The organism is Kibdelosporangium phytohabitans (assembly GCF_001302585.1).
Taxonomy (GTDB): Bacteria; Actinomycetota; Actinomycetes; order Mycobacteriales; family Pseudonocardiaceae; genus Kibdelosporangium; species Kibdelosporangium phytohabitans.
Genome location: NZ_CP012752.1, coordinates 4477730 through 4502022, shown reverse-complemented (window position 1 = coordinate 4502022; position 24293 = coordinate 4477730). Strand labels below are relative to the sequence as shown.

Here is a 24293-nt window from a genome sequence, read left to right as displayed (position 1 = left end):
CCACCAAGGGGTCACAAACCAGAGCACGGCAACACCCCAGTCAGTCAGCCAGCCGAGGCACAACAAACCGAAGCAAGGCCAACGGCTCTACAGAACGAAAGCATCAGACCAAGGCTGACCACTCCGCCCGGACAAAGCATCCATAAGAGACACAGCCTGCTTGTCCGTCAAAGAAGAAACGAAGTCGACAACGGCCCGCCCCCGAGCCAGCCCGTGAACGGCATCAGGTCCCTGCGGAGCCTCCCCGGTGGCGCCAACCAGCACAGCGGGCTCAGAACGAGCCAGTGCCCGATACTCCGAAGTGGCCAGCTCGACGAGGTCGTGCAGACGGCGAGGCAACCGCCCGGCCTCGAACCGGTCCCCCAGCCACTGGTCCAGAGCCTCGACGAGCGTGGTGACCAGCCGGGCCTGACCCCGCTGGTGCAAAGCCAGTTCGGGCCGCAGCAACACGAACCGCCGGTGCAGGAACTTCAGCACCTGCACCTCGTGCCACTGCTCCCCGCCCAGCATCACGTGCCCGGACCGCGTCGGCGGATCCTCGACGACAGCCATCTCGTCGACCAACCGCGAAGTCCACCGCAGTGAGAACTGCGCGACCGCCTGCTCGGCCTCCACCGACCCGTCGAACGGCCGCGACAGCAACTCGTCGACCAGTTCGGACCGGACGCGGGCCACGGCCGCGTGGAAAGCGTCGTCGCTGACGATCCACGAGTCCTTCTCGTGCATCCGCCGCCGCAGCATCTCCAAGGACCGGCCGGGCACCCGCTCCTGGCGCCGGACCTCCTCGTCGGACAACCAGGCCAGGGTGGCGGCGTTGGCCTGCCACTGCCCCAGCTCCGCGGCCACGGGCGCGTGTTGCAGCACCCCGATCCGGTGGAAATCGGTGATGTCGTGGATCGCGTACGCGATGTCGTCCGCCGTGTCCATCACGGACGCCTCGATGGTCTGCTGCCAGTCCGCCAGCTTCCCCTCGAAGGCCGCCCGCGCCTGCTCCAGGTCGTCCAGCTCGGTGACGTAGGCGGAGAACTTCCCCGATCCCGTCCCCGGTGCCTCCGCCGGCTCGGAAGCACCCCGGGGCGGCTCGGGCATGAACCGCGGGTGCGCCTCGGGGTGGTGCAAGCGCGTCCACGGGTACTTCAGCATCGCGGCCCGCACGGCCGCGGTCAGGTCCAGCCCGACCGCGGACGGTCCGCCGACATCCGTCGTGGTGACGATCCGGAACGACTGGGCGTTGCCCTCGAAACCGTCCGCCAGGGCGAAGCGGTGCCGCGCGAGCCGGTCGAGCACCTGCTCCCCCAGATGCCCGAACGGCGGATGCCCGAGGTCGTGCGCCAGCGCTGCCGCCTCGACCACATCCGGGTCACACCCGCCCAGCGCGTCGATCAACGCCGCGTACTGCGGCGCGGCGAGCAACCGTTCGGCGATGGCCCGCGCGACCTGGGCGACCTTGACGCTGTGCGTCAGCCGGTTGTGCAGCAACCCGGATCCGCTGGCGCTGACCACCTGGGTGACCCCGCCGAGACGTGCGAAGAACGGTGATCCCGCCACGCGGTCCCGGTCCACTCGGAACGGGCTGGTCGCCAGATCGAACGCTGCCGCGGGCGCCGCGTGCGAGCGCCGCTCCTCCCTCGGATCACTCATGGCAGCACGGTACTCGGCCCCTCCCCCACCAGTGGCCGGACACGGCGTGGTCCAATCGGGATATGCCCGACGTCTTGATCGCGGGCGCCGGGCCGTCGGGGTGGGCGCTCGCCGCGCACTGCGCCCGGCTCGGCCTGGAGACCGCCGTCGTCGCGCCGCAGCCGCTGCGCAGGTGGCCGGCGACGTACGGCCTGTGGGGCGACGAGCTGGCCACGCTCCCGCCGGACGTCACGGCGGCGGAGCCGAAGGTCGTGCGGGCGTACACCACCAAGGAGCACGTGATCCCGCGCCGCTACGCCATCCTGGACAACGAGCGGCTGATGGCCGCGTTGACCAAGAACGTCACGGCGATCAGCGGCCGGGTGGTGGACGCGACGGAGAACCGGCTCGAACTCGCCGACGGCAGGCAGTTCACGGCGAGAACCGTTGTGAACGCGATGGGTTCACGGGGTGGCACGGCCGAGCAGACGGCGTACGGGGTGATTGTCCCCGAGGAAGTCGCCGCGCCGGTCGTCGCTCCCGGCGAATCGATCTTCATGGACTGGCGGTCCGGTCACAACACGTTCCTTTACGCGATGCCGCTCGGCGGTGGCAAAGTGCTTCTCGAAGAGACGGCATTGGCGCGCCGCCCGGCAATGGATTTCCGGACACTGCGGACCGCGCTGGCCGAACGACTCGCTCCGCACGGGATAAAGATCGACTCGGCCGATGTCGAACGCGTGCGTTTCCCGCTCGATGTGCGCAAACCGAAACGGGGCCGGGTGCTTCCGTTCGGCGCGGCGGCCGGATTCGTCCACCCGGCCGCCGGATACAGCGTGGGCGAGGCATTCCGGCTGGCGCCGATGATCGCCGCGGCGATCGCGGCGGGCGAGGACCCGTGGCCCGCACTGTGGCCGGGACGTGCGCGGTTGGTCCACTTCCTGAGGCACTGCGGCCTGGAAACGCTGTTGTCACTCTCCGCCGCCGAGACGCTGCGTTTCTTCGAGTTATTTTTTGACCTACCACCGGACGCGCAGCGTGGATATCTTTCCGGCCGGGATGATCCGGGTGCGACGATCAGCGCGATGCTGCGGATCTTCCGCAAAGCATCGGGCCGGACACGCGTCGTGTGCGCCAAATCGGTGATTGTCCGAGTCAGGCACATGAACAGTCGGTGACGAATTCGCCGAAAGGGGTACTCGTTCGGCAGTATGTGGTGCGTGTCCGCGACGCAAGAAGTGAGCTTCGCGTTTCAGCCTTTGCTCAGCACCCGCACCGGCCGTGTGATCGCCGTCGAGGCGCTCGCCGTGCCGTCGTCCGGCAGCATCCACAGCCTGCTCAAAGCCGCGGGCCGGGCGGGGCAGCTGACGAAAACCGACATCGCGCTGGCCGGGCACGCCCTGCTCGCCGCGGAGCACCAGGACCCCGCGACCCCGCTGCACGTCAACATCCTGGCGTCGACGGCGGCCCGCACCGACGAACTGCTGCACCACCTGCTGCCCGTGCTGCGGCACACCGACCGGCACAGCCGCGACGTCGTCTTCGAGATCGGCACGCCGTTCTGCCAGGCCCGCCGGGCCGACCTGCTCGACGGCATCACCAAGCTGCGCGCCGAGGGGTTCCGGATCGCGCTGGACGGCATCGGCGACGGTGACGTGCCGCTCGCGCTGCTCGCCGAGGCCGCGCCGGACATGGTCAAGATCCAGTCGAAACTGCTCGCCAACCCCGACGACGCGGCCGCCCTGGCGATGCTCGACGCGCTCGGGCGCCTCACGGCGCGCACCGAGTCCCGCCTCGCCGCGGTCAACGTGACCAACGACAGCCAGCTCGCCACCCTGAGCAGGCTCGGTGTGCGGGTGGCGCAGGGCGAGTACCTCGCCGACTCGATCGACGACCCGAAACGCACGCAGGCGCTCGCCGAGGCCGCGGAACGGCGGGTCACCGCCGTGAAACCGCCGACGGTCACCGACTTCCTGCACCCGGCGCTGATGCTGCCGATCACCGCGACCGCCGAGGAGGTCCGCGCCACGCTCGCCGAACGCCCGGACATCAACGGCATCGTCCTCGTCGACGAGGCGTGGCGGCCGCAGTGGTCCATCGACCGCAGCCGGTTCCTGCTGATCGTCGCCGGACCGTACGGGCACGCGCTGCACGCCAAGCGCGCCGCGGCCCGGCACGCCGACCGGCCGCTGCTGATCGACCGCGAGGCGACCGGCATGGAGCTGCTCGAACTGGTCGGCGACACCGACTGGGAACGCACCGGCGACGACGTCGTGGTCACCGACGAGGGCGGCCGGTGCGTCGGCGTCGTCCGGGCGAGCGACGTGATCCGCGGTGTCGCGGACATGAAGGTGGAGCAGGCCGTCTCGCTCAACCCGCTGACCCGGTTGCCGGGCACGGACGCGATCGCGCGTGAGGTCGACCGGCGGATCTCCGACGGCGAGATGTTCGTCATCGCGTGGCTGGACGTGGACTCGTTCAAGGCCGTCAACGACTCGCTGGGCTTCGCCGCCGGTGACGACCTGATCCGGATGTTCGGCCGGGCCGTCACCGACGCGTCGGCGACCATGCCGAACGTTCTCGTCGGCCACGTCGGCGGCGACGACTTCCTGCTGGTCACCGATCTCGACGAGATCTCGGCGCTCGCCGGGGTGCTGCTGGACACCGAATGGTCCGCCGAGGGCAGGCCGGTCACGGTGTCGCTGGCGTCCCTGCTGTGCGCCGTGAACAGCGTTGCCTCCTACCGTGAGGCGTCGGCATTGCTGGCTCCGTTGAAATCGCAGGCCAAAGCCGTCGCGGGGTCGAGCTGGGTGCTGGGACGACCGGGTTCGGAGCGGGTCGACGTGCTGCGCGGCAAGGCATCGAGGGGTCAGGTCCGGCAGCCGGTCGCCTAGGGCCTGCGTCGAAGTCCCGTCCGCGATAGCCGAGCCGGATGCGGTCCCTGGCGCCACGATCTCGACTCTCATCGAACGGAGACTTCGATACAGGCCCCAGCGATCTTCGGCGTGGCCACAAGTTCCGAAACTCTCCCGCCAAGTGCTAACGAACCCACCAGAAAACCGATCAGTGTGGAAAAGGTTGGCACGAGCAGAGGGAGTTGTGGCCCTGGATCGCGGGCCATTCAGGGGGAGTAATGGACCGTTTGACCGACGGCTCCGATCTCGTCGAGGTTCTCGGCGATTGGACGAGCACGTCTGCCGGGCGGGCGCCGCTGTACCGGAGGTTGGCCGAGGCTGTGCGCCGGGCCATCCACGCAGGTGATCTGCATGCCGGTGAACGGTTGCCGTCCGAGCGAGATCTGGCGCGGGCGCTTGCCGTGAGCCGCGCGACCGTGGTGTCTGCCTACGACGAGCTGCGCTCCATCGGCCTGGTCGACAGCAGACGTGGCAGCGGCACGCGGGTGGTCCGGCCACCCGGGTTCCGACCCAGTGTGGAAGGGCGGGTCTTCGGCCGCGCGACACCGATCATCAACCGCACCAACGACGGCGCCGGCGAGGTCATCTCACTCGCCAGAGCCTACGACCCTGGCGCACCGCACCTGCGCGGCGCGCTGCTCGACCTGGTGCACGCGGATCTGCCCGCGCTGCTCAACGGGTCGGGCTACCACCCCGCCGGGCTACCGGAGCTGCGCTCAGCCGTCGCGACCCACCTGACCAGCACCGGACTGCCCACCGAACCCAAACAGGTGGTGATCACCACCGGCGCCCAGCAGGCGATCGGCCTGATCACCCAGATGTACCTCAGACGCGGCTGGACCGCGGTGGTGGAGACACCGAGCTGGCCCGGCTGTCTGGACGTGCTCCGGGCGACCGGGGTCCGGCTGGTCGGCGTCGACCTGGACAACGAGGGCATCCGCGCGGACGTGCTCAGCCGCGTGATGGCCGAGCACCAACCGGATCTGCTGTACGTCATGCCGACGTACCACAACCCGACCGGTGTGCTGATGTCCACGAGCAGACGGCGCCGGATCGTGGAGCTGGCCGCGCGCTACGCCGTCCCGGTCGTGGAGGACCACGCCTACACCATCGGCGCCGCCGAGGGCGCACCTCCACCGATCGCCGCTTTCGCGGGCACCAACGCGGAAGTGCTCACCATCGGGTCGCTCGCCAAGTCGGTGTGGGCGGGCCTGCGGGTCGGCTGGGTCCGTTCGTCGATCGAGACCGCGGAGCGGCTGGCCCGGCACAAGGCACTGGCCGACCTCGGCAGCCCGGTCCTGGACCAGGCGCTGGCGGCGCGGCTGCTGCCGCAGCTGCCCGATCTCGCGGGCACCAGGATCAGCCAGCTGCGTGACCGGCTCGGCCGGGCCCGTGAGCTGCTGACCCAGCGTTTACCCGAATGGCGTTGGCGCACACCGGACGGCGGGTCCGCGTTGTGGATCGAGCTGCCCGGCACCGACGCCCGCGTCTTCGCCCAGAGCGCACTGCGGCACGGCGTCGAAGTGGTGCCCGGCGCCGCGACCGACCCGTCCGGCGCACACGACAACTTCATCAGGTTCCCGTTCGCCTTCCCCGACGACATCCTCACCGAGCTGGTCGCCCGGCTCAGCAAGGCGTGGGCGGAGCGGCGCTAGCTAGCCGGGAGTCACGAACCCCGATTCGTAGGCGGTGATCACGGCCTGGGTCCGGTCGCGGGCGTGCAGCTTCGACAGCACGTTGCCCACATGCGTCTTCACCGTCTGCACGCTGACGAACAACCGGTCCGATATCTCCACATTGGACAGGCCGGTGGCCATCAGCCTGAGCACCTCGGCCTCCCGGTCGGTCAGGCCTGCCTCCCGCAGGCCTGACTGGCCGGGTTCCAGGCCGCGCTGCCCGACCAGCATCCGGATCTTGTCGGGGAACAGCAGCGAATCACCGGCGACGACCACCCGGATGGCCCGCACGATCTCGGCCGGGCGGGCCCGTTTGAGCAGGAAACCGTTGGCGCCCGCGCGAAGCGCGTCGTAGACGTAGTCGTCGTTCTCGAACGTCGTCACGACGATGATCTTCGGCGGCTCCGGGACGCGGTCGAGGATGTGCCTGGTCGCCTGGATCCCGTCGACCGCGGGCATCCGCACGTCCATCAGCACCACGTCCGGCACCAGCCTGGTCACCAGCGGCAACACGTCCGCGCCGTCACCGGCCTCGCCGACCACCCCCAGGTCCGGTTCGGCGTCGATGATCGCCCGCAGGCCGGCCCTGATCAGTTCCTCGTCGTCGACGAGCAGCACCTTCACGCTCACAGTCCCGACCTCACAGCGGAATCCTCGCTCTCACCCGCCACGCACCGGCGGCGGGACCGGCCTCGATCTGTCCACGCAGGACGGTCGCGCGCTCGCGCATGCCCGCGATACCGCGCCCGCCACGGCCCGTCGGCGGCTGGCCGGTCAACGGGTTGGTCGCCTCGACGCGCAACGCGTCGTCGCTCGCCTCGACTTCCAGCGTCACAGTAACCGCGCCCGCGACTTTCCCGGCGTGTTTCAACGCGTTCGTCAGGCACTCCTGCACGATCCGGTACGCCTCGGTCGACACCGCGAACGGCAGACCGGGCAGGTCACCGGTGATCCTCGTCTCGAGCGCCACCCCGGACAGCCGCATGGTGTCCAGCAACTGATCGAGGTCGGCCAGGGTGCGCTGCGGCTGCGTGCCCGGCTCGTCCTCCCTGAGCAGGCCGAGCACGTGGTCGAGATCGGCCAGCGCGCCACGCGCGGACTCCTCGATCGCCGACAGCGCGCGCTTGGCGAACTGGGGGTCGCCGTCCAGCACCCGGCCCGCGGCGCTGGCCTGGATGGTGACCACGCTCAGCGCGTGCCCGACCGAGTCGTGCAGCTCCCTGGCCAGCCGGTTGCGTTCGGCGAGTTGCTCGGCGCGCTGCTTGAGCTCGGCGAGGTGGTCGGCGGGCGTCGGGCCGAGCAGCACCTGCGAGAGCCTGGTCATCCCCACGCCGGCCAGGTTGACCAGGTGCACGAGCAGGACCGACGCGACGAGGGCGACAGCCGGGATCCACGCCGACTGCCACCCGGACGGCACGCTCACCTGCGTACCGCGGGCGAGCAGCCATTCACCGGTGAACGGCGCCAGGAACGATTGCAGCAGGCCGAGCGGGAGGAACAGCGTCAGGCCGCCGATGACCGCGCCGACGACGATGTGCACGAGGAACCACTGGCAGGTCTTCCACCGCGCCTCCAGGTTGGTGGCACGCGACGACGCCTGCGCGGGCACACCCGGCCCGAGCAGTTCACGCGCGGCGGTCCCCTCGACGACCCGCACGGCCGGGATGAACGACGTGCCCGCCGCCCACACGATGATCGCGAGCGTCATCGTCACGGCCACGACCAGCGGCTGCTCGGCGGTGTCGGCGGGCAGCAGCATGCCGAGCACCGGCGGCACGATCGCCACGGCCGCGAACGTGAACGGGACGATGAGGGTCGCGCCGAGCACGAGATAGGTCCAGCGCCGATACGTCAGCTTCCGGCCGACCGGCCCGAAGACCGCCCTGATCACTCCCGCCACGCCCTGATCCTCACATGCTCGCGGGGGATGCGGCTCACTCGCAGGTGTGAACCGTGCTCCCCCTGCGATGTGGTTGGGTCTGCGGCATGCAGTTCGTGCTCTTGTTCGTCGCGGGCCTCGTGACCCTGGTGTTGTCCGCGTGGATCCTGGTCGCCGGGGCGCGCAAGGTCCTCGGTGTGCGGGTCGGCACGATCCGGGCGGTGATCGCGGCGTTCGCGGCGTGGAGCGTGGCCGGGTTCATCGGCGGGCGCTTGCCGCAGATGTACGCCCAAGGCCAGGAACAGGCCTTCCTGCTGTTCATCATCCCGGTCTTCGGCGGGACGCTGCTCGTCGCGGTCGCGATCCTGTTCGTGCTCGAGGTGATGAAGCCGAGCGGGACCGGGATGTGGTTCGTCGGCGGGCTTCGGGCCATCCCCGGCCGGATCAGCCGGGCCCGGCGGTATTCCAGGATCACCCGGATCGCGATCAAGCACGGCCTCGGCCCCGCGCTGCGCGGCAGGCTGCGCACCAGCGATCCCGTGAAGCGCGCCCAGGTGGCACGGTCGTTGCGCCAGGCGCTCGAAGAGGCGGGCGTCACGTTCGTCAAGCTCGGCCAGGTCCTGTCCACCCGGTCGGACCTGCTGCCCACCGAGTTCGTCGAGGAGCTGAGCAGGCTGCAGGACCAGGTCTCCCCCGCCCCGCGTGAGGCGATCGACGCCGTGCTGCGTGAGGAACTCGGCGAGCCGGACCAGGTGTTCACCGAGATCGACACCGTCGCACTGGCCAGCGCGTCGGTCGCGCAGGTCTACAAGGCGACGCTGACCGACGGCACGGACGCGGTGGTCAAGGTGCAGCGGCCGGGTATCCGCTCGATCGTCGAACGCGACCTGGACATCATGTACCGCCTGGCGACCACGCTGGAGGAGCGCACGCAGTGGGCCCGCAGGCTCGGCGTCCTCGCGCTCGCCGACGGGTTCGCCAAGGCGCTGCTCGAAGAACTCGACTTCCGGGTGGAGGCCAAGAACATCCAGGCCGTCGCGGCCGACACCACGGTCCGAGTGCCCGTCGTGCACCGCGCGACGACCCGGGTGCTGATCATGGACCGGCTGGCGGGCACGCCGCTGGGTTCGGCGGGCGCGCAGATCGACGCGCGCGGGCTCGACCGTGACGCACTGGCCCGGTCGCTGCTGCACTGCCTGCTGCGCCAGGTGATGCGCAACGGCGTGTTCCACGCGGACCCGCACCCGGGCAACGTGATGCTGCTGGACAACGGCCAGCTGGGCCTGCTGGACTTCGGCTCGGTCGGCAGGCTGGACGGTTCGCTGCGCACGGGCCTGCAGAACCTGCTGGTCGCCATCGACCGCGGTGACCCGGCGGCGCTGCGCGACGGGCTGCTGGAAGTGGTGTCCCGGCCCGACGACATCGACGAGCAGAAGCTGGAACGGGCGCTGGGCCAGTTCATCGCCCAGCACTTCACCGGCGGGACCGCGCCGGACGTCGAGATGTTCACCGACCTGTTCCGCCTGGTCACCGCGTACGGCCTGAGCGTGCCGCCGGAGATCGCCGCGGTGTTCCGCGCACTGGCGACAATGGAGGGGACGCTCGCCGGTCTCGCGCCGGGGTTCAACATCGTGGCCGAGTCCCGGTCGTACGCCTCGGTCCGGCTGACCGAGCAGATGGACCCGGCCTCGCTGCGCAAGACCGCGACCGAGGAACTGCTGACGCTGCTGCCGGTGCTGCGGCGGCTGCCGCGCCGGATCGACCGGATCGGTGGCGCGCTGGAGGAAGGCAGGCTGTCGGTCAACGTGCGGTTGTTCGCCGACGAACGGGACCGCAAGCTGATCACGGGCATCGTGCACCAGGTGCTGCTGGCGTTCATCGGCGCGACAACGGGAATCATGGCGGTCATGCTGCTGGGCACCACGGGCGGCCCGCGCCTGCTCAACGAGATCACGCTGTACCAGGTGTTCGGCTACAACCTGCTGGTCATCAGCGTCCTCATCGGACTCCGGCTCCTCTTCAACGTCTTCCGCAACCAGCGCTGACAAGCTCGTGAGTGGTTTGGCCGGTTCTAACCGGCCAAACCACTCACGAGGTTGTCCAGCGTTCGGTGAAGAGGTCCATTGTGGGTTGTGCGCCGGGCATGGGCTGGTCGCTCGGGCGCAGGCCCGCGACCGCGATGGCGATCACGCGCCGCTGCGCGTTGCGGGCGGCGTCCAGCAGGTCGTCGCGGCCCTGCTGCTGGAGGTGTTCGATCAGCGGGGACTTGCTCAGCTGCTCGACCAGCAGCAGCACGTCGACCGCGGTGACGTCCCGGCGCAGCACACCGGCCCGGTGGGCGCGGTCGATCAGCGCCTCGAACGCCTTGTCGGAGCGGGTGTTCTTCTCGGTCATCGCGTCGGTGAACGTCACCATCCCGGCCAGGGGCGCCAGTGAGCCGGAGCCGACCGCGCTGCTGATGTAGTGCACGAGCCCGTTCCACGGGTCGTCGTCGGCGAGGCTCTGTTCGGCGATCTCGGTCCACTGGTCGAGCGCGAGTTCGACCAGGTGCTGGAACAACGCGGTCTTCGAGCTGTAGCGGCGGTAGAGGCTGCCGATCCCCACGCCCGCTCTGGCGGCGATCGACGCGACGGACGTGTGCGCGCCGTCGACGGCGATGACTTCCCGCGCCGCTTCGAGCAGGGCTCGGTCGTTGCGTTCGGCTTCAGCGCGTCTGGCCATGGTGTGATCGTAGTCGCTTGCGGAGCGAAACACTCCGGACGTAAGCTAGCGGAGCGAAACACTCCGTTTGAAAGGGCTGATCATGGAAGACATCAAGCAGGTCGTGCGGGACAGCGACAAGTTCCAGAACGACCCGGACGGCTTCGCCGACCTGCTGACCGAGGACGCCAACCTGGTCAACATCGCCGGACGCAGACTGCGCGGCAGGGAGAACATCCGCGCCACCTACCGCAAGGCCATGGCCACACCGCTCGGCCAGATCCAGACCAGCATCGAGATCCACGACGCCTGGCTGGTCCTTCCCGACACCGCCGTCGTCGCCGCGACCAAGCACGTCTCAGACGAGCGCGACGGGGAGAACGCGGCGGTCCCCGAGCAGGGCGCCGTCACGTTCGTCCTGACCAAGCAGAGCGGCACGTGGCTGATCGCGTCGGTTCAGACGACACCCATCAAGTAGCCGATGCGTTCGACGGTGCGGCGCGTGATCCGGGGATCGCCACACGCGTCCACCATCAGGATGTAGTGACCGAGACCGGATGTGTTGCCGCGCAGGCGTTCCAGGCATTCTTCAGCGGTGCCGACCGGGCTGATCCGGATCAGGTGCTCGGTGTACCCGACCGGGTCGTGCGGCTTGCGCGGCCGATCGTCCACTGCCACATAGCCTTTCAGACCCGCCTCCAACCAGCCCGGCATGGCGGCGCGCAACTCCCCCTCCGCATGCTCACGACTGTCGGCGACGTGCGCGAGCACGGCGCCGATGTGCGCGGCCGACCGGCCACCGGCTCGCTCGTAGGCCTCGACCATGGCCGCTTTGCCGTGGTCGTCGAGGTCCATGCCCAGCAGCATCGGCAGGTCGCGGTCGGCGGCGATCCGGATCGTGCCCGGTGACGTGCAGGCGACGGTCAGCCGTGGCCGCGCACCGGGTTTCGGCACCATCGGGACTTCGCGGAACTCGAACCGGCCCGTGCCTTCGACCCGCGGCTCGGACAGGCACTCGATCAACAGGTCGAGGCTTTCGGCGAACCCGTTCTCCCAGCGGTCCAGCCCGGTGCCGAACACCTCGAGATCACGCCACGGCCCGCCACGGCCGACACCCAGGTGCAGCCTGCCGCCGGAGATCTGGTCGAGCATCGTGACCTGCTCGGCCAACTGGACCGGGTGCGTCGTCGACAGCACGCTGACGGCCGTGCCCACCGTGATCCTTTCCGTGCGCCCCAACGCGTGCGCCGCGAAGGTGATCGCGGACGGGCAGACGCCGTACGACATGAAGTGGTGCTCGGCGATCCACACGTCGTCGAACCCCGCCCGCTCCGCCCACACGACGGCGTCACAGGCGCGGCTGAGCGCGTCGCGGTCGTCTTGCCCGGGAAACCGGCCAGCGAGGAGGAACACGCCCAGTCTCATGAACCCAGTCTGTCGCGCGGCGTGCCACCACGGATGAGGCATACTGTCGGTCAAGACATCCGATGTCTCTTGAGGGGTAGCCGTGGCGGTAACCGACGACGCGATCCTGCGGGTCCGGGAAATGATCATGTCCGGCGAGCTGAAGCCGGGCGACCGGCTGCCCCGGGAAGCCGACCTGGCCGACCGCCTCGGGCTGTCGCGCAACTCCCTGCGCGAGGCCGTCCGGGCGCTGTCGCTGGTCAGGGTGCTCGACGTGCGCCAGGGCGACGGCACATACGTTTCCAGCCTGCGTGCGGGCGAACTGCTCGGCGCGCTGTCGTTCGTGCTGGATCTGCACCGCAGCGAGGAGTCGGTGCTGGAGATGCTGGAAGTCCGCCGGATCCTCGAACCCGCGGCGACGGCGAACGCCGCGCTGTCGGTCAGCGAGGAGGACATCGAGGAACTGCGCAAGCTCTGCGACGCCACCGAGCAGGCCGGGTCGGTCGAGGAGCTCGTCGAGTACGACCTGCAGTTCCACCGCCGGATCGTGACCGCCGCGGGCAACAACTACCTCGCGCAACTGATGGACACCCTCGCCGGGCCGACCGTCCGCGTCCGGATCTGGCGCGGGATCTCGCAGGGCGGCGCGGTCGACCGCACGGTCGCCGAGCACCGCGCGATCGTCGACGCCCTGGAGGCCCGCCAGCCTGATCTCGCCCGCTCGTGGGCGACCGTGCACGTCGCCGGAGTCGAGCAGTGGCTGCGTGACCTGGGCTGAGCAGGGCCATTAGCCTGTCCGGTGGACTTGACCAATCCAGCCTGGTTTCCGGCGGAATCGCGAGTTACCTTCGGGTAACCCTGCTCCCAACCGGAAAGAAGCTGGCGATGAAAAAATTAGTCGTCTTAGCCATCACCGGATTCACAGTGGCCGCGCTCAGCACACCCGCCGCACAGGCGCAGAGCGTGGCCACTACGCATTTCGCGGCGACGACCGCGGACGCGGCGAGGGCCGTGACGGCGTTCTGGACGCCCGACCGGATGCGTTCCGCCACGCCGCTCGACCTGCTCGACGTCGCCCCCAGCGCGATCAAGGACGTGCCACGCGGGTTGCCGTCCGTCGTGCCCGGCGCGGCGATCCAGTCCTTCCCGAACGGCGGCGCCGCGTGGACCGGCGGCGGCGCGGTCGTCAAGACCGCGGGCCGCGTGTTCTTCACCTACCAGAACAGGACCGCCTCGTGCAGCGGTGACGCGGTGACCAGCGCGAACAAGAGCACTGTCATCACAGCGGGCCACTGCGTGAAGCTGGACGGCGCGTTCCACACCAACTGGGCGTTCGTCCCCGCTTACGACAACGGAAGCACGCCCTACGGCACGTGGACCGCGAAGAGCACACACGCCACTCCGCAGTGGGTGGCCAGTGAGGACATCAACTACGACGTGGGCGCGGCCGTGGTGAACCAGCTCAACGGCCAGAGCCTGACCGACGTCGTCGGCGCACAGGGCATCGCGTTCAACCAGGCCCGTGGCCAGAACATGTACGCGTTCGGCTACCCGGCCGCGGCGCCGTACGACGGCACGAAGCTGATCTACTGCAGCGGCAAGGTGTTCAACGACTTCCTGCTGTCGCAGGGCATCGGCATGACGTGCAACCAGACCGGCGGCGCCAGCGGCGGCCCCTGGTTCCTGTCGTTCAACGAGGGCGCCGGTACCGGCATCCAGAACTCGGTGAACAGCTTCAAGTACAACTTCTTCCCGAACTGGATGTTCGGCCCGTACTTCGGCGCCGACGCGCAGAACCTGTACAACACGGCCCAGGCCGGTTAGTCCCAGCCCGGGCCATCCGCGAAAGAGAGCCTCTGCCAGCCCTCGTCCCTGCCACGAGGGCTGGCAGAGGCCACTAAGCTACCGCGTGCCTCCGCCAGCCCGCACTGGGCCCACCACAACAGTGACGGGCGCCATAACTCAGGTGCCGTACACCTCGAACTCCCACAGCGAATAGCCCCACGCCGTGGCTCTCGCGTTGCCGTAGACACGCACGTATCTGGCGTTCGTCGCGGTGAAGGGGATGTCATCGGTGCCGCCGTCGCTGGCGGACTGGGTGTTCACGGTGGACCAGTTGGCGTTGTCGGCCGACGTCTCGATCCGGTACGCGCGGGCGTACGCGGCCTCCCACTGCAACCGCACCCGTGACACCGAGCGGGTCTGGCCGAGGTCGACCGAGATCCACTGCGGGTCAGCGAACTGCGACGACCAGCGGGTGCCTGTGTTGCCGTCGACCGCGTTGGCAGCGCCGTAAGTCGCGTTCTCCGCCGACGACGCCGTGGCCGGGCGGCCACGTGACAACAACGTCGGGCCCGGCTGCGTGTCCGGCGCGCAGTCGCCGGGCACCATGCCCGCCACCCACCGGATCCCGCCGAGCAGCATGGTCCGGAAGTTCACCTCGCTGTAGGAGGCCTGGGTGTGGCCCAGACCCGAGTACCACGAACGGCCGCCGCGGAAGTTCTGACACCACACGATCGGGTGATCGGCTCCCATGTTGCCGCCGCTGTAGGTCGACTCGTCCAGCCGTGCGAGGACCTTCGCCGCACCACGCGGGTTGGTCCGGTAGTTGTACAACTCGTCGGTACGGACCCACGCCCCGGGCAGGTGCGCGGTCGACGGGTGCACGTGGTCGTCCACGCGGACGGTCACCTGCTGGATCGCCGGGTGCGAATGGAAGTACGCGCCGACGAGTCCGCCGTAGAAGGGCCAGTCGTACTCGGTGTCCGCCGCGGCGTGCACGCCGACGTACCCGCCGCCACCGGCGATGTACTGCTCGAACGCGGTCTGCTGGGTCCCGTTCAGCACGTCACCGGTCGTGTTGAGGAACACGACCACTTTGTACTGCGCCAGGTTCGCCGTGGTGAACCTGGCCGAGTCCTCCGTGGCGTCGACCGTGAAGTTGTTGGCACTGCCGAAATCGCGCAGCGCCTGGATGCCGGCCGGGATGGCGTCGTGCCGGAAGCCGGCGGTCTTGGAGAACACCATGACCCGGTACGGCGGGTCGGCCGCCTGGCTGGTTCCAGTCACGAGAGAGACCATCAGTGTCAGTGCGAGGACAATGGCGAGACCAGTCTTGCGCGGGGTGTTACGCACCGTAGACCTCCATCTCCCAAAGGGAATAGCCCCATGCCGTGGCACGGGCTGTTCCGTACACCCGGACGTGTCGTGCGGTCGTGGCGGTGAAGCTGACGTCGTCGATCCCGCCGTCGCCCGCGGTCGTGGAGTACGCGTTGTTCCACGTGTTCCCGTCGGCGGACGTCTCGATCCGGTAGCCGCGGCCGTACGCGGCCTCCCAGTTCAACCGGACCCGGGACACCGAGCGGCTCTGGCCGAGGTCCACGGAGATCCACTGTGGATCGGCGAACTGCGACGACCACCGGGTGGTCGCGCTGCCGTCGGTGACGTTGCCCGGCCCGTAGGTCGTGCTCTCCGACGTGGACGCCGTGACGGGCTTGCCCGCCGAGAGCAGACCCGGTTGCGGTTGCCCGGATCCGCCGAGCGTGAACTGGTCCACGTCGAACAGTGCGCCCGCGCCACCGGTGAACACCAGGAACAACTTGGTCGTCCCGGCTGGGGCGGTGGACAGGTTCGCCGTCACGGTGGCGAAGTTCTCCCAGCCGCCGGTGTTGGCCACAGCCGCCGTGCCGAGCAGCGGACCGGTCTGCGATCCCGCCCGCACCTGCAGCTGGCCACCGGCCCCACCGGAGGAAACCCGCGCGGTGAAGTTCGGAATTCCCTGCAGCACATACGGTTCGAACGAAACCCAGTCGCCGTTCTCGATGTTGCCGATGGTCTTGCCGCCGTAGGCAGCCGGTTTGTCGATCGGGCTGACGCCCTGCATGGTCTTGAAGTGCTCGGCCTGCCGGGTACCCGGCTGGGTCACCGACTGCGCGTGCGTGGTGATCGGCGGCTGGCCGCCCGCCCCCTTGTCGGTGTACTCCGCGTCCCAGACACCGAAGAGGTTCGCGGACGTGTCGTGCTCGCCGTCCAGCGGGGTCACGATGCTGCCGGTGCAACCGTTCTTCGACGTGATCGCGTGCCCGTGGCTGTCGTGGCCGAGGACATAGGTCATCTTCACGCGGGTGCAGTCGATCGTGCCGTCTTCGGGATCGGTGACCGTCACCCGGTACTGGACCGTGTCGCCGAAGTTGAACACCTGACCGTTGGCGGGCAATTCGACCGTGACCGTCGGCGCCGTGTTGCCGACGTTGATGATCACGCTGGCGTTGGCCGTCAGGCTCTGGTTGTCCGTGACCGTTACTTGCGCGGTGTAGGTGCCGTTCGCGGTGTACGTGTGCGACGGGTTCGCCGCGGTGGACGTGGCACCGTCACCGAACGTCCAGCGGTACGCCAACGGGCCGCCGTCAGGATCCGAGGAGCCTGCGGACGAGAAGTTCACCGCGAGTGGCGCGGCACCGGATGTCCGGTTGGCGCTGGCCGCCGCGATCGGTGGCCGGTTGCCCGACGGGCGGTATTCGATCCGGTAGACAGCGGAGTTGGCGTCACCGGCGAACCAGCCCGTGCCGTAGTCCAAGATGTACAGTGCGCCGTCCGGGCCGAACTGGGCGTCCATGATCTGCGTGCCCGACCACGGGAACGGCTGGATCGTGCCGCGGGCACCGCCGGAGAGGACCTCGATGTCCTTGATCCAGCGACGGCCGAACTCGGTGGCGAACACGTGGCCGTCGAGCGACTGCGGGAACTTCACGGACGACTGCAGATTCGGGTCGAACCGGTACACGGGCGCGCCCATCGGCGACTCGGAACCGCCACCGAACTCCGGCGGTGAACCGCTGTCACCGGCGTACTTGATCCACGCGGGCTGCGCGGGCGGCAGGTTCTTGATACCGGTGTTGTTGCGTGAGTTGTTCACCGCGCCACCAGCACAGTTGAACTTCCCGCCCACCGCGGTTGTGTCGTAGTTGTACTGCGCGTACGACTCGGAGGCGGTGTTGCTGCCGGTGCAGTACGGCCAGCCGAAGAAGCCCGGACCGGTGACGCGGTTGAACTCGACCTGCCCGCTGGGGCCGCGGTTGTTGGTCGTACCGGCGTCCGGGCCGTAGTCACCGAGGTAGACCACGCCGGTGGCCTTGTCCACGTTCATCCGGAACGGGTTGCGGAACCCCATCGCGTAGATCTCCGGACGGGTGTTGGCCGTGCCGGGCGCGAACATGTTGCCCGCGGGGATGGAGTAGCCACCGTCGGCGTTGACCTTGATGCGCAACAGCTTCCCGCGCAGGTCGTTGGAGTTGGCGGCGCTGCGCTGCGCGTCGACCGCCGGATTGCGGGTCGGCCGGTCGTCCAGCGGCGCGTAGCCGTCGACGAACGGGTTGGAGTCGTCTCCCGTGGTCAGGTACAGGTTCCCGGCCGCGTCGAAGTCGATGTCACCGCCGACGTGACAGCACAGGCCACGGCTGGTCGGGACTTCGAGAACGGTGCGCGCGCTGCCCACGTTGAGGGTGAGGTCGGAGTTGAGGGTGTAGCGCGCGAGCCGGTTGACGCCGTTGAACCGGGCGAAGTCCGCGGCCGTGCCACCGAGCGGCGCGTCGCCCGCGGGCGTGGACAGCGGCGGCGCGTAGAAGAGGTAGATGAACCGGTTCGTGGCGAAACCGGGGTCGGCGGCGATGCCCTGGAGGCCCTCTTCGTCATGGTTGTAGACCGGGATGGTGCCGATGACCTTGGTGTTGCCGGCCGCGTCGGTTGCCCGGACCGTGCCGTTTCTCGCGGTGTGCAGCACAGTCCGGTCGGGCAGCACCGTCATCGACATCGGCTCGCCCATCTCCGGCTCACCCTTGGCCAGCGTGATCTGCTGGAAGTCGGCGGGGTTGACCGGCGGCGCGGCCTGGCTGACGGCGACCGCGGGACCCGCGGTGACGGCGGCCGCGATCAGCAGACCGGCCGCCAGCAGGCGTTTTGGGCGCGCGAAAGTGACAGAGTAACCGGAGGTCACGGTTCTCCTTCCGAGATCGGCCCGTGCACCGCAGGGTGGGCACGGGCGGATCCGGCCAGCGCTGGCGGCGGGGCGTGGTCCGGTATCCAGTGAGGGAGCGCTCTCCCGGGCCTGAGTGTGACGCGGGCGACTCGACATGTCAACGCTGGATTTCCGTTGTGGAGACAGGAGTTTAAATAGTTCAAGAACTAAACGAATAACGGTGTCAGATCCGGTTGGCCCGTAACCGTTTGTTCGGAGAGTGGCTGACTCGCTACGCTGTGGTGATATCCACGCTCAGGGGAGGGCAAGTGGATACAACACAGGATTCCAGGGGTACTCGTCTGCTCACCGCGCCACGCGGCGTCGTGCCGTACTACTTGGCGCTCGAACTGGTCGCGATCATGCTGCCGCTGCTGCTGCCGGGACGCGCCACCACCGAACAGGACTGGACATGGTTCGCCGTTCTGCTCGGCGCGGCGGTGGTGCAGGCGGAGTTGTCCGCGCAGGCCGAACGGATGCGGCGGTTCTTCGCCAGCAACCCGCACGTCAACATGACGTCTGTGTGGCTGTTCGCCGCAGCGTTGTTGTTACCGCTGTATCTGGCCTGCGCGTTGGCATTGCTGATGTACACGCACCTGTGGTGGCGGGTGTGGCGGTCTGTGCCACGCGTCCGGCTGTACCGCGTGGTGTGCTCAGCCGCCACCGCTGTTCTGACAGTCGCCGCCGTCGTGCTGGTCGTGCAGGTGCCGCCGTCCGGACTGCCCGCGATGGCGCTGGGCGGCGTGACGTTCATGGTCGTCAACGGTGTGCTGGTCGTGATCGGGTTCCGGCTGCACCACCCGTCGAGGACGATCACGTCGCTGGTCGGGTCGTGGGCCGAGAACGTCCTCGAGGCGGCGACGCTGTGCCTCGGTGGGATCACCGCCGTGCTGCTCGCCGACCACCCGGCGTTCATCGGCCTGATGGTGTTGCCGGTGGTGTTGCTGCCGCGCGGCGAACTGGGCCGCGAGTTGCACATGATCGCCGTGCACGACCACAAGACCGGCGTGCTGACTGTCGGCGAATGGCGCAGACGCGCGGAAGCGGAGCTCGCACGAGCCGAAAACCCGTGCGGCGTGCTGATGATCGACGTGGACCACTTCAAGCGGATCAACGACACCTACGGCCACCTGGCCGGGGACGCCGTACTGGCCGCCGTCGCCAGTACGGTCACCAGCGAGGTCCGCAACTACGACCTCGTCGGCCGGTTCGGCGGCGAGGAGTTCGTGGTGCTGCTGTCCTTCGCCTCGGACGACCACTTCGTCGACGTCGCCGAACGGATCCGGCACGCCGTGGAACGCCTCACTGTCAGCCACTCCGGCACAGTCATCGAAGACATAAGCGTCTCGGTCGGCGTGGCCGTGTACCCGCGCTCGGGTCCGGCCCTCGACGACGTGCTCGCCGCGGCGGACAAGGCCATGTACCGCGCGAAGAACCAAGGACGCAACCGGGTCCGCGCCGCGCTCACAGAGCCAGATGACCTGGATCCCACCCGAGGGTGGGTGGCAGCGCCCCCTCCATGATCAGCAGCCACTGCTTGACCGCGAGCCCGTCCTGGCCCGTTCCCCCGCTGTAGCCGCCGAGGCCGTCGCTCGCCACCACCCGGTGGCACGGCACGACGATCGGGACCGGGTTCGAGCCCATGATCGAGCCGATCCCCCGTGCCGGTACCCGATCGCCGCTGCGGGTGGCGAGTTCGCCGTAGGTGACGGACCCGCCGTAGTCCACTGTGGAGTACAAGGTTTCCAGCACCTCCCGTTGCAGCTGGCCCGTCTGCCGCCAGTCGATCGGTACGTCGAAACTCCTGCGCGCGCCGCGGAAGTACTCGGCCAGCTGGGCGAGCACAGGCGCGACCCGGTCGGGGTCGTCGACGACGGGCAACGCCATTCTCGTGCGTACCCAGCTCACGTCGGCGAGCCCCACGTCGGTCACCGCGACGTGCAGTGCTCCGACAGGAGTTTCGAGCGAACCAACGGCGACGTCGGTCAAGTCCGGTTCCCCTCCATCGTTCGTGTCACGCGGATTCGCGCGGCACCAGGCAGAAGACGTGCCCCTCCGGGTCGCGCAGCACGGTCCAGTCCGCGCCGCCCGGCTGGAAGTCCGGCTTCGTCGCCCCGGCGTTCACGAGCTCCCCCACCGCCTTGTCGACGTCGTCGACCTCGAAGTCCAGGTGGACGTGTTCGGCCGCGTCCGGCCACCCCGCTGCGCGGTAGCCTGCCACGTACTGGAAGGCCAGCCCCACCGGGCCACCGGTCAGCGCGGCGTAGTCGTCACCGCTCGACAAAATGTCCCACCCGGTGACCGTGTGGTAGAACTCCGCCAGCGCCGCCGGTGTGGCGCTGTCGATCACAACCGTTGTCAATGTCCTGCTCATTCCGTGCAGTCTCGGGCAGCGGTCCTCGTCGGTCTTGAAGATCCTTGCAGCAACGCCCGCAGCGCGCCCGGCGTCCGGCCGACCTGCGTTCTGACCACACGGGACAGATGCGCCTGGTCGGCGTAGCCCAGTTCGACCGCGAGAGCGGCGAGATCCCTTTCCCCGTCGGCGATCCGGTCGATCGCCCTGCCGACTCTGACCCGGTTGCGGTACTGCGTCACCGTGACGCCGAGCTCGCGCGGGAACGCCCGGCTCAGCCGGTACGGCGAGACACCGAGCCGATCGGCCAACGGCAGCAACCCACCGGGATCCTCGGTCAGGATCGCCGCACGGGCGTCCGCGAGCATCGTGCCGTCCCGCGATCCACCCAGCACCGGTGCACCACTCGCCGCCACGAGTAACCCGAGCAACTCGTCCGCCACCGCGTAATCGACATCCCCGCCACGGACCGCTGTCAGCAAACGACTGTGCGCCAGATCCACTCGCGCGTCGACGTACAACGCCGGGCCCACCGCGCCACGCCACAGCTCCGGGCCGACCTCGATCGACGTGCACACGTCGCCGCCCGCCGGATGCGCGAACCGTTCCTCCGCACCGGGAACGCTCACATACCCGACCGTCGTGTCCACATCGACCACACGCCCGTCCGACGACCAGCGGAACCGGCCGCGCCGGACCAGCACGAAGCCGAACCGGCCCCTCGACTCGGGCCCGGACCAGCCGGTGTGGTCGTCGCGGCAGGTCACGGCGTGGATCCTGAACCCACTGCGTGCTGCCAGCGCTGTCGTCGTCCGCACGGGGGCAACGCTAGACCGGGGGTCCGACAGTTCTCACTCGCCGGGCTGGGCCCGCTTCGTGGCGGCGTCGCTGACACTGCCCGCGACCACGATCCACGTCCTTGCCTGCCGGGCGGCTGACCAGCTGACCGGTCCGCCTGACCAGGTCGACCGGCGGGGTGGCCGAGCTGAGGTCGGGGTGCGGGGCGGGCAGGTCGCGGAACAGCGTTTCGAGGTCGGCTCTGGTCCGCGCGGCAGCGGCCAGGCCACACCGCTCCTCGTACTCGCTGACGTCGATGCGCCCGGTGGACATGTGCGCACCGAGTGCCGACACAGCTTCGTCCCGTTCGGCGTCACTGATCCGGATGCCGCCATCACCTTGGGCCATCCCCGGATTCTATGAGCGCCACCCCCCGCGCCGGTGTCACGATCCGAGGTGGATCAGGCGGCGCGGCACGTCAGGACGCCGCCGAGTCAGTCCTTTGTGGATGAAGAAGTATCGCATTCCGGAACCACTAGGTGTTCCGCGCCATACCTAGGTCTTATTCGTCATGGCCGCGACGCGAACGCGGACATACCTTGATCACAGCCGATGCAAACGTGTGCGAAAGAGGGGGACCCGAGTGGCCGGGCTGAAGGCGACCGCCACGCCCGCCTTCAGCCCGACCTTCTCAAGGTCATCGCGCTGGATCCCAGCCCGACGCGATCAAACCCCTTGTGGCGCCAAGGCGAAAGCGATCTCGCCCTCGTTGTTCTGCTGCACGTCGAGCACCTTGTCGTCGAGGAACTCGGCTGCGGCGCGTTCCAGGTACACGCTGGCGCCGTTGTCGGTGGTGACGACCTGATCGCCCTGCTCGGGCTGTTTGGTCACCGCGAGCGCCAGCTGCGCGCCGGCGTCGTCGCTGGACTGCAGACTGAACCGGAGCCCACCTTCGGCTTCCTGCTGACCGTTCTGGCTGGTCAACGCTCCGATCGCCTGCGCGGCGGCATCTGTGACAGCGAGCATCTCCGCTCCTTCCGGTTTGGTGTTCTCGCGTCTTCCAACCTATGGGCTGCGGCGGCGCCTCGCAGATCAGGCGTGCGACCGCACATCCAGCAGCATGTCGACACCGCTGATCGACAGCACGTTGCCGGCCGGGCTGCTCGGTGAGGCGACCACGCGCAGCAGCCTGCCCGCGTCGCCGAGCCGTCGGCCCTGTTCGGTGAGAACGCGCAGGCCCGCACTGCCGAGCACGGTCACGTCGTCCAGCACAAGCGTGATCGGCAATCGACTGCCACCACGGGCGGCTTCCAGCAGCGCGCTGCGCAGGCGGGCCGCCGAGCCGCCGTCGAGCGCGCCGGACACCGTCAGCCACAACGAGTCCGGCAACGACATGCGATCGATGCGCAAGTCGTCGGCTTCCTCGTCACGAGCGGGCGCCACCCGGGTCACACCGGTCCGCACCGGACGGCGCACCACCTTGGACATCTCCACCACAGTCCCCTTCGACGTGGTGGCCAGCCGCATCTGGTCCATGGACTCACGCATCATCAGCATGCCCCGGCCGCGGAAACCCGGTTCGGCGTCGGGTTTCTTCCACGCCCCGGTGTCCGCGACCCGGACGTTCAACCGGCCGACCTCGTCGAGCGAGGCCTCGATGTGCACGGTGCCGCCGGGTTCGGCGTACGCGTGCTCGATGCTGTTGGTCACGGCCTCGATCACGCTCAGCTCGACCGCGACCAGGTCGTCCTCCATCAGCCGCAGGTCGGCCAGCCACCGGCCGAGTTCGCGGCGGATCTCGGTGAGCTTCTCCGGCAACGCGGGCACCGCCATCATCAGCGGCTCGACCACCGGCAGCAGCACGGTCACCGCGAGCAGGCTCGCGTCGTCGTGCGGCGCGTGGCCGCGCTCGATCAGACGCATCCCGCCCTGGCAGATCCGATCAGCGAGCGACCGCTGCCCGGCCCCGTTGACCCGCACGACCTGCGCGGAAGACGCCGCGAGCTCGCCGATGCCCTCCACGATCGTGCGGCCGGGACGTTCCACCGCGCCGTCGGAGTAGAGCACGATCGTCTCCCCCGGCCACATCACGTCCTCGGCGAACATGAACTCGCCCTCGCCGAACGCGAGCGGCGGGCCACTGGGCTGGGGCAGCACCCGCGTCTCCCCGCCCGAACTCACGACAAGAGGTGGTGGGTGGCCGCGCGTGCAGTACTCCAGCGAGCCGCTTTGCCTGTCCAGGATCGCGACGCACACCGTGGTGCCCCGCGCCTCGGGAGCGCTGCGCGCGAAGGTGTCCAGCGCGTTCACCACGTCCCTGAGCTCGCCGCCGAGCAGCATCCGCTCGGCCACGATCGCCCGCAGCTGGCCCATGATCGCCGACGCCCTCGGGCCGTGCCCGACGACGTCGCCGACGATCAGGCCGAGCCGCCTGCCCGGCATCGGGACCACCTCGAACCAGTCCCCGCCCGCCGCGTCGTTGGCGCCCGCGGGCAGGTACGCCGCGGCCATGCTGATCTCGGGCAGCACCGGCAGGCCGTGTGGCAGGACCGCGAGCTGCAGGTCCAGTGCGACCTCGTGTTCGTCGCGGCGAAAGGGCGGCGGTTGGTCGGACAGCACCACGACCTGCGCGATCAGGCCGGTGACGACGTCGTACGCGTCGATCACCGGACGGACGGTCACCAGCGCGTCCGGCTCCTGCACCGACAGGGTCCTGGCCTCGCGGTAGACCTCGTCGAGCATGTCGAGCAGCCGCGTGCCCGGCAGCGACTTGCCCGCCAGCCTGATCGGCATCCCGATCAGGTCGAGGTCGCCGACGCTTGCCCGGGCGGCCCGGTTGGCGGCGACCACGATGTGTTCAGGCCCCTCGAGCAGCCACACCACAGCCGGCAGATGCTCAAAGGCGCGAGCCACATCGGCCGGATCGCCCCCGATCGCACGTCCCACGAGAGGATCA

21 protein-coding genes are annotated in these 24293 nt (G+C 69.1%); 8 read left to right on the top strand and 13 right to left on the bottom strand.

Features of this window, described 5'->3' with window-relative positions; translation table 11 throughout:
* Positions 1-87: 87 nt before the first annotated feature.
* Positions 88-1641: a deoxyguanosinetriphosphate triphosphohydrolase family protein gene (locus tag AOZ06_RS20685; protein ID WP_054290915.1), complete on the bottom strand. Its 1554-nt coding sequence runs from the start codon at positions 1639-1641 to the stop codon at positions 88-90.
* Positions 1642-1703: 62 nt separating this feature from the next.
* Here AOZ06_RS20685 and AOZ06_RS20680 point away from each other — a divergent pair, with 62 nt between their 5' ends.
* The 3 genes from AOZ06_RS20680 (at position 1704) to AOZ06_RS20670 (ending at position 6190) form a co-directional block, all read left to right on the top strand.
* Positions 1704-2798, top strand: a complete 1095-nt coding sequence (locus AOZ06_RS20680) for a lycopene cyclase family protein (RefSeq protein WP_054290914.1) — start codon at positions 1704-1706, stop codon at positions 2796-2798.
* 33 nt (positions 2799-2831) lie between these two features.
* A complete protein-coding gene (locus tag AOZ06_RS20675; protein ID WP_054290913.1) occupies positions 2832-4514 on the top strand; it encodes an EAL domain-containing protein in 1683 nt (560 codons plus the stop codon).
* 239 nt (positions 4515-4753) lie between these two features.
* Positions 4754-6190, top strand: coding sequence for an aminotransferase-like domain-containing protein (locus tag AOZ06_RS20670; protein WP_054290912.1), 1437 nt, complete (start codon positions 4754-4756; stop codon positions 6188-6190).
* On the opposite strand, the gene AOZ06_RS20665 is transcribed toward AOZ06_RS20670, so the two are convergent.
* Entirely contained in the window at positions 6191-6841 is a 651-nt protein-coding gene (locus AOZ06_RS20665; RefSeq protein WP_054290911.1) for a response regulator transcription factor, read from the bottom strand.
* A 10-nt stretch (positions 6842-6851) separates the two neighbouring features.
* Positions 6852-8111, bottom strand: coding sequence for a sensor histidine kinase (locus AOZ06_RS20660; protein WP_236952311.1), 1260 nt, complete (start codon positions 8109-8111; stop codon positions 6852-6854).
* 86 nt (positions 8112-8197) lie between these two features.
* Between AOZ06_RS20660 and AOZ06_RS20655 the strand changes: the two genes are divergently transcribed.
* A complete protein-coding gene (locus tag AOZ06_RS20655) occupies positions 8198-10135 on the top strand; it encodes an ABC1 kinase family protein (RefSeq protein WP_054290910.1) in 1938 nt (645 codons plus the stop codon).
* A gap of 43 nt (positions 10136-10178) precedes the next feature.
* Here the strand turns inward: AOZ06_RS20655 and AOZ06_RS20650 are convergent, their stop codons facing one another.
* Positions 10179-10811, bottom strand: coding sequence for a TetR/AcrR family transcriptional regulator (locus tag AOZ06_RS20650; RefSeq protein ID WP_054290909.1), 633 nt, complete (start codon positions 10809-10811; stop codon positions 10179-10181).
* Positions 10812-10893: 82 nt separating this feature from the next.
* Here AOZ06_RS20650 and AOZ06_RS20645 point away from each other — a divergent pair, with 82 nt between their 5' ends.
* On the top strand, positions 10894-11268 hold the full coding sequence (locus AOZ06_RS20645; RefSeq protein ID WP_054290908.1) for an SgcJ/EcaC family oxidoreductase: 375 nt from the start codon (positions 10894-10896) through the stop codon (positions 11266-11268).
* On the opposite strand, the gene AOZ06_RS20640 is transcribed toward AOZ06_RS20645, so the two are convergent.
* Positions 11247-12215: an LLM class flavin-dependent oxidoreductase gene (locus AOZ06_RS20640; RefSeq protein WP_083471818.1), complete on the bottom strand. Its 969-nt coding sequence runs from the start codon at positions 12213-12215 to the stop codon at positions 11247-11249. The genes AOZ06_RS20645 and AOZ06_RS20640 overlap by 22 nt on opposite strands.
* 82 nt (positions 12216-12297) lie before the next feature.
* Between AOZ06_RS20640 and AOZ06_RS20635 the strand changes: the two genes are divergently transcribed.
* Together AOZ06_RS20635 and AOZ06_RS20630 are read left to right on the top strand one after the other, a co-directional pair.
* Positions 12298-12972: a FadR/GntR family transcriptional regulator gene (locus tag AOZ06_RS20635; RefSeq protein WP_054290906.1), complete on the top strand. Its 675-nt coding sequence runs from the start codon at positions 12298-12300 to the stop codon at positions 12970-12972.
* A 107-nt stretch (positions 12973-13079) separates the two neighbouring features.
* Complete coding sequence (locus AOZ06_RS20630) at positions 13080-14018, top strand: trypsin-like serine peptidase (RefSeq protein WP_054290905.1); 939 nt, start codon at positions 13080-13082, stop codon at positions 14016-14018.
* Positions 14019-14156: 138 nt separating this feature from the next.
* Here AOZ06_RS20630 and AOZ06_RS61660 read toward each other — a convergent pair whose 3' ends face one another.
* Positions 14157-15263, bottom strand: a complete 1107-nt coding sequence (locus AOZ06_RS61660) for a ThuA domain-containing protein (RefSeq protein ID WP_335338407.1) — start codon at positions 15261-15263, stop codon at positions 14157-14159.
* Positions 15264-15321: 58 nt separating this feature from the next.
* On the bottom strand, positions 15322-18186 hold the full coding sequence (locus tag AOZ06_RS20620; RefSeq protein ID WP_218922028.1) for a PQQ-dependent sugar dehydrogenase: 2865 nt from the start codon (positions 18184-18186) through the stop codon (positions 15322-15324).
* 290 nt (positions 18187-18476) lie between these two features.
* Between AOZ06_RS20620 and AOZ06_RS20615 the strand changes: the two genes are divergently transcribed.
* On the top strand, positions 18477-19730 hold the full coding sequence (locus AOZ06_RS20615) for a GGDEF domain-containing protein (protein ID WP_236952310.1): 1254 nt from the start codon (positions 18477-18479) through the stop codon (positions 19728-19730).
* Here AOZ06_RS20615 and AOZ06_RS20610 read toward each other — a convergent pair.
* The 6 genes from AOZ06_RS20610 to AOZ06_RS20585 form a co-directional block, all read right to left on the bottom strand.
* Positions 19672-20196, bottom strand: a complete 525-nt coding sequence (locus AOZ06_RS20610; protein WP_054290902.1) for a methylated-DNA--[protein]-cysteine S-methyltransferase — start codon at positions 20194-20196, stop codon at positions 19672-19674. The two genes, AOZ06_RS20615 and AOZ06_RS20610, sit on opposite strands and share 59 nt — an antisense overlap.
* Positions 20197-20221: 25 nt before the next feature.
* Complete coding sequence (locus AOZ06_RS20605) at positions 20222-20581, bottom strand: VOC family protein (RefSeq protein WP_054290901.1); 360 nt, start codon at positions 20579-20581, stop codon at positions 20222-20224.
* Positions 20578-21378, bottom strand: a complete 801-nt coding sequence (locus AOZ06_RS20600) for a helix-turn-helix domain-containing protein (RefSeq protein ID WP_236952309.1) — start codon at positions 21376-21378, stop codon at positions 20578-20580. Before AOZ06_RS20600 ends, AOZ06_RS20605 begins: the two co-directional genes overlap by 4 nt.
* Positions 21379-21388: 10 nt before the next feature.
* Positions 21389-21745: a DUF1707 SHOCT-like domain-containing protein gene (locus AOZ06_RS20595; protein ID WP_054290899.1), complete on the bottom strand. Its 357-nt coding sequence runs from the start codon at positions 21743-21745 to the stop codon at positions 21389-21391.
* Positions 21746-22063: 318 nt separating this feature from the next.
* Positions 22064-22363: an iron-sulfur cluster biosynthesis family protein gene (locus AOZ06_RS20590; protein ID WP_054290898.1), complete on the bottom strand. Its 300-nt coding sequence runs from the start codon at positions 22361-22363 to the stop codon at positions 22064-22066.
* Between the two features lie 66 nt (positions 22364-22429).
* Positions 22430-24283: a SpoIIE family protein phosphatase gene (locus tag AOZ06_RS20585; RefSeq protein ID WP_169798952.1), complete on the bottom strand. Its 1854-nt coding sequence runs from the start codon at positions 24281-24283 to the stop codon at positions 22430-22432.
* Positions 24284-24293 lie beyond the last annotated feature (10 nt).

What these genes read in the sequence shown, in the direction of transcription:
- AOZ06_RS20685 (WP_054290915.1), bottom strand. Translation starts at nt 1,641, where the DNA reads ATGAGTGATCCGAGGGAGGAGCGGCGCTCGCACGCGGCGCCCGCGGCA.
- AOZ06_RS20680 (WP_054290914.1), top strand. Translation starts at nt 1,704, where the DNA reads ATGCCCGACGTCTTGATCGCGGGCGCCGGGCCGTCGGGGTGGGCGCTC.
- AOZ06_RS20675 (WP_054290913.1), top strand. Translation starts at nt 2,832, where the DNA reads ATGTGGTGCGTGTCCGCGACGCAAGAAGTGAGCTTCGCGTTTCAGCCT.
- AOZ06_RS20670 (WP_054290912.1), top strand. Translation starts at nt 4,754, where the DNA reads ATGGACCGTTTGACCGACGGCTCCGATCTCGTCGAGGTTCTCGGCGAT.
- AOZ06_RS20655 (WP_054290910.1), top strand. Translation starts at nt 8,198, where the DNA reads ATGCAGTTCGTGCTCTTGTTCGTCGCGGGCCTCGTGACCCTGGTGTTG.
- AOZ06_RS20650 (WP_054290909.1), bottom strand. Translation starts at nt 10,811, where the DNA reads ATGGCCAGACGCGCTGAAGCCGAACGCAACGACCGAGCCCTGCTCGAA.
- AOZ06_RS20645 (WP_054290908.1), top strand. Translation starts at nt 10,894, where the DNA reads ATGGAAGACATCAAGCAGGTCGTGCGGGACAGCGACAAGTTCCAGAAC.
- AOZ06_RS20640 (WP_083471818.1), bottom strand. Translation starts at nt 12,215, where the DNA reads ATGAGACTGGGCGTGTTCCTCCTCGCTGGCCGGTTTCCCGGGCAAGAC.
- AOZ06_RS20630 (WP_054290905.1), top strand. Translation starts at nt 13,080, where the DNA reads ATGAAAAAATTAGTCGTCTTAGCCATCACCGGATTCACAGTGGCCGCG.
- AOZ06_RS20605 (WP_054290901.1), bottom strand. Translation starts at nt 20,581, where the DNA reads ATGAGCAGGACATTGACAACGGTTGTGATCGACAGCGCCACACCGGCG.
- AOZ06_RS20595 (WP_054290899.1), bottom strand. Translation starts at nt 21,745, where the DNA reads ATGGCCCAAGGTGATGGCGGCATCCGGATCAGTGACGCCGAACGGGAC.
- AOZ06_RS20590 (WP_054290898.1), bottom strand. Translation starts at nt 22,363, where the DNA reads ATGCTCGCTGTCACAGATGCCGCCGCGCAGGCGATCGGAGCGTTGACC.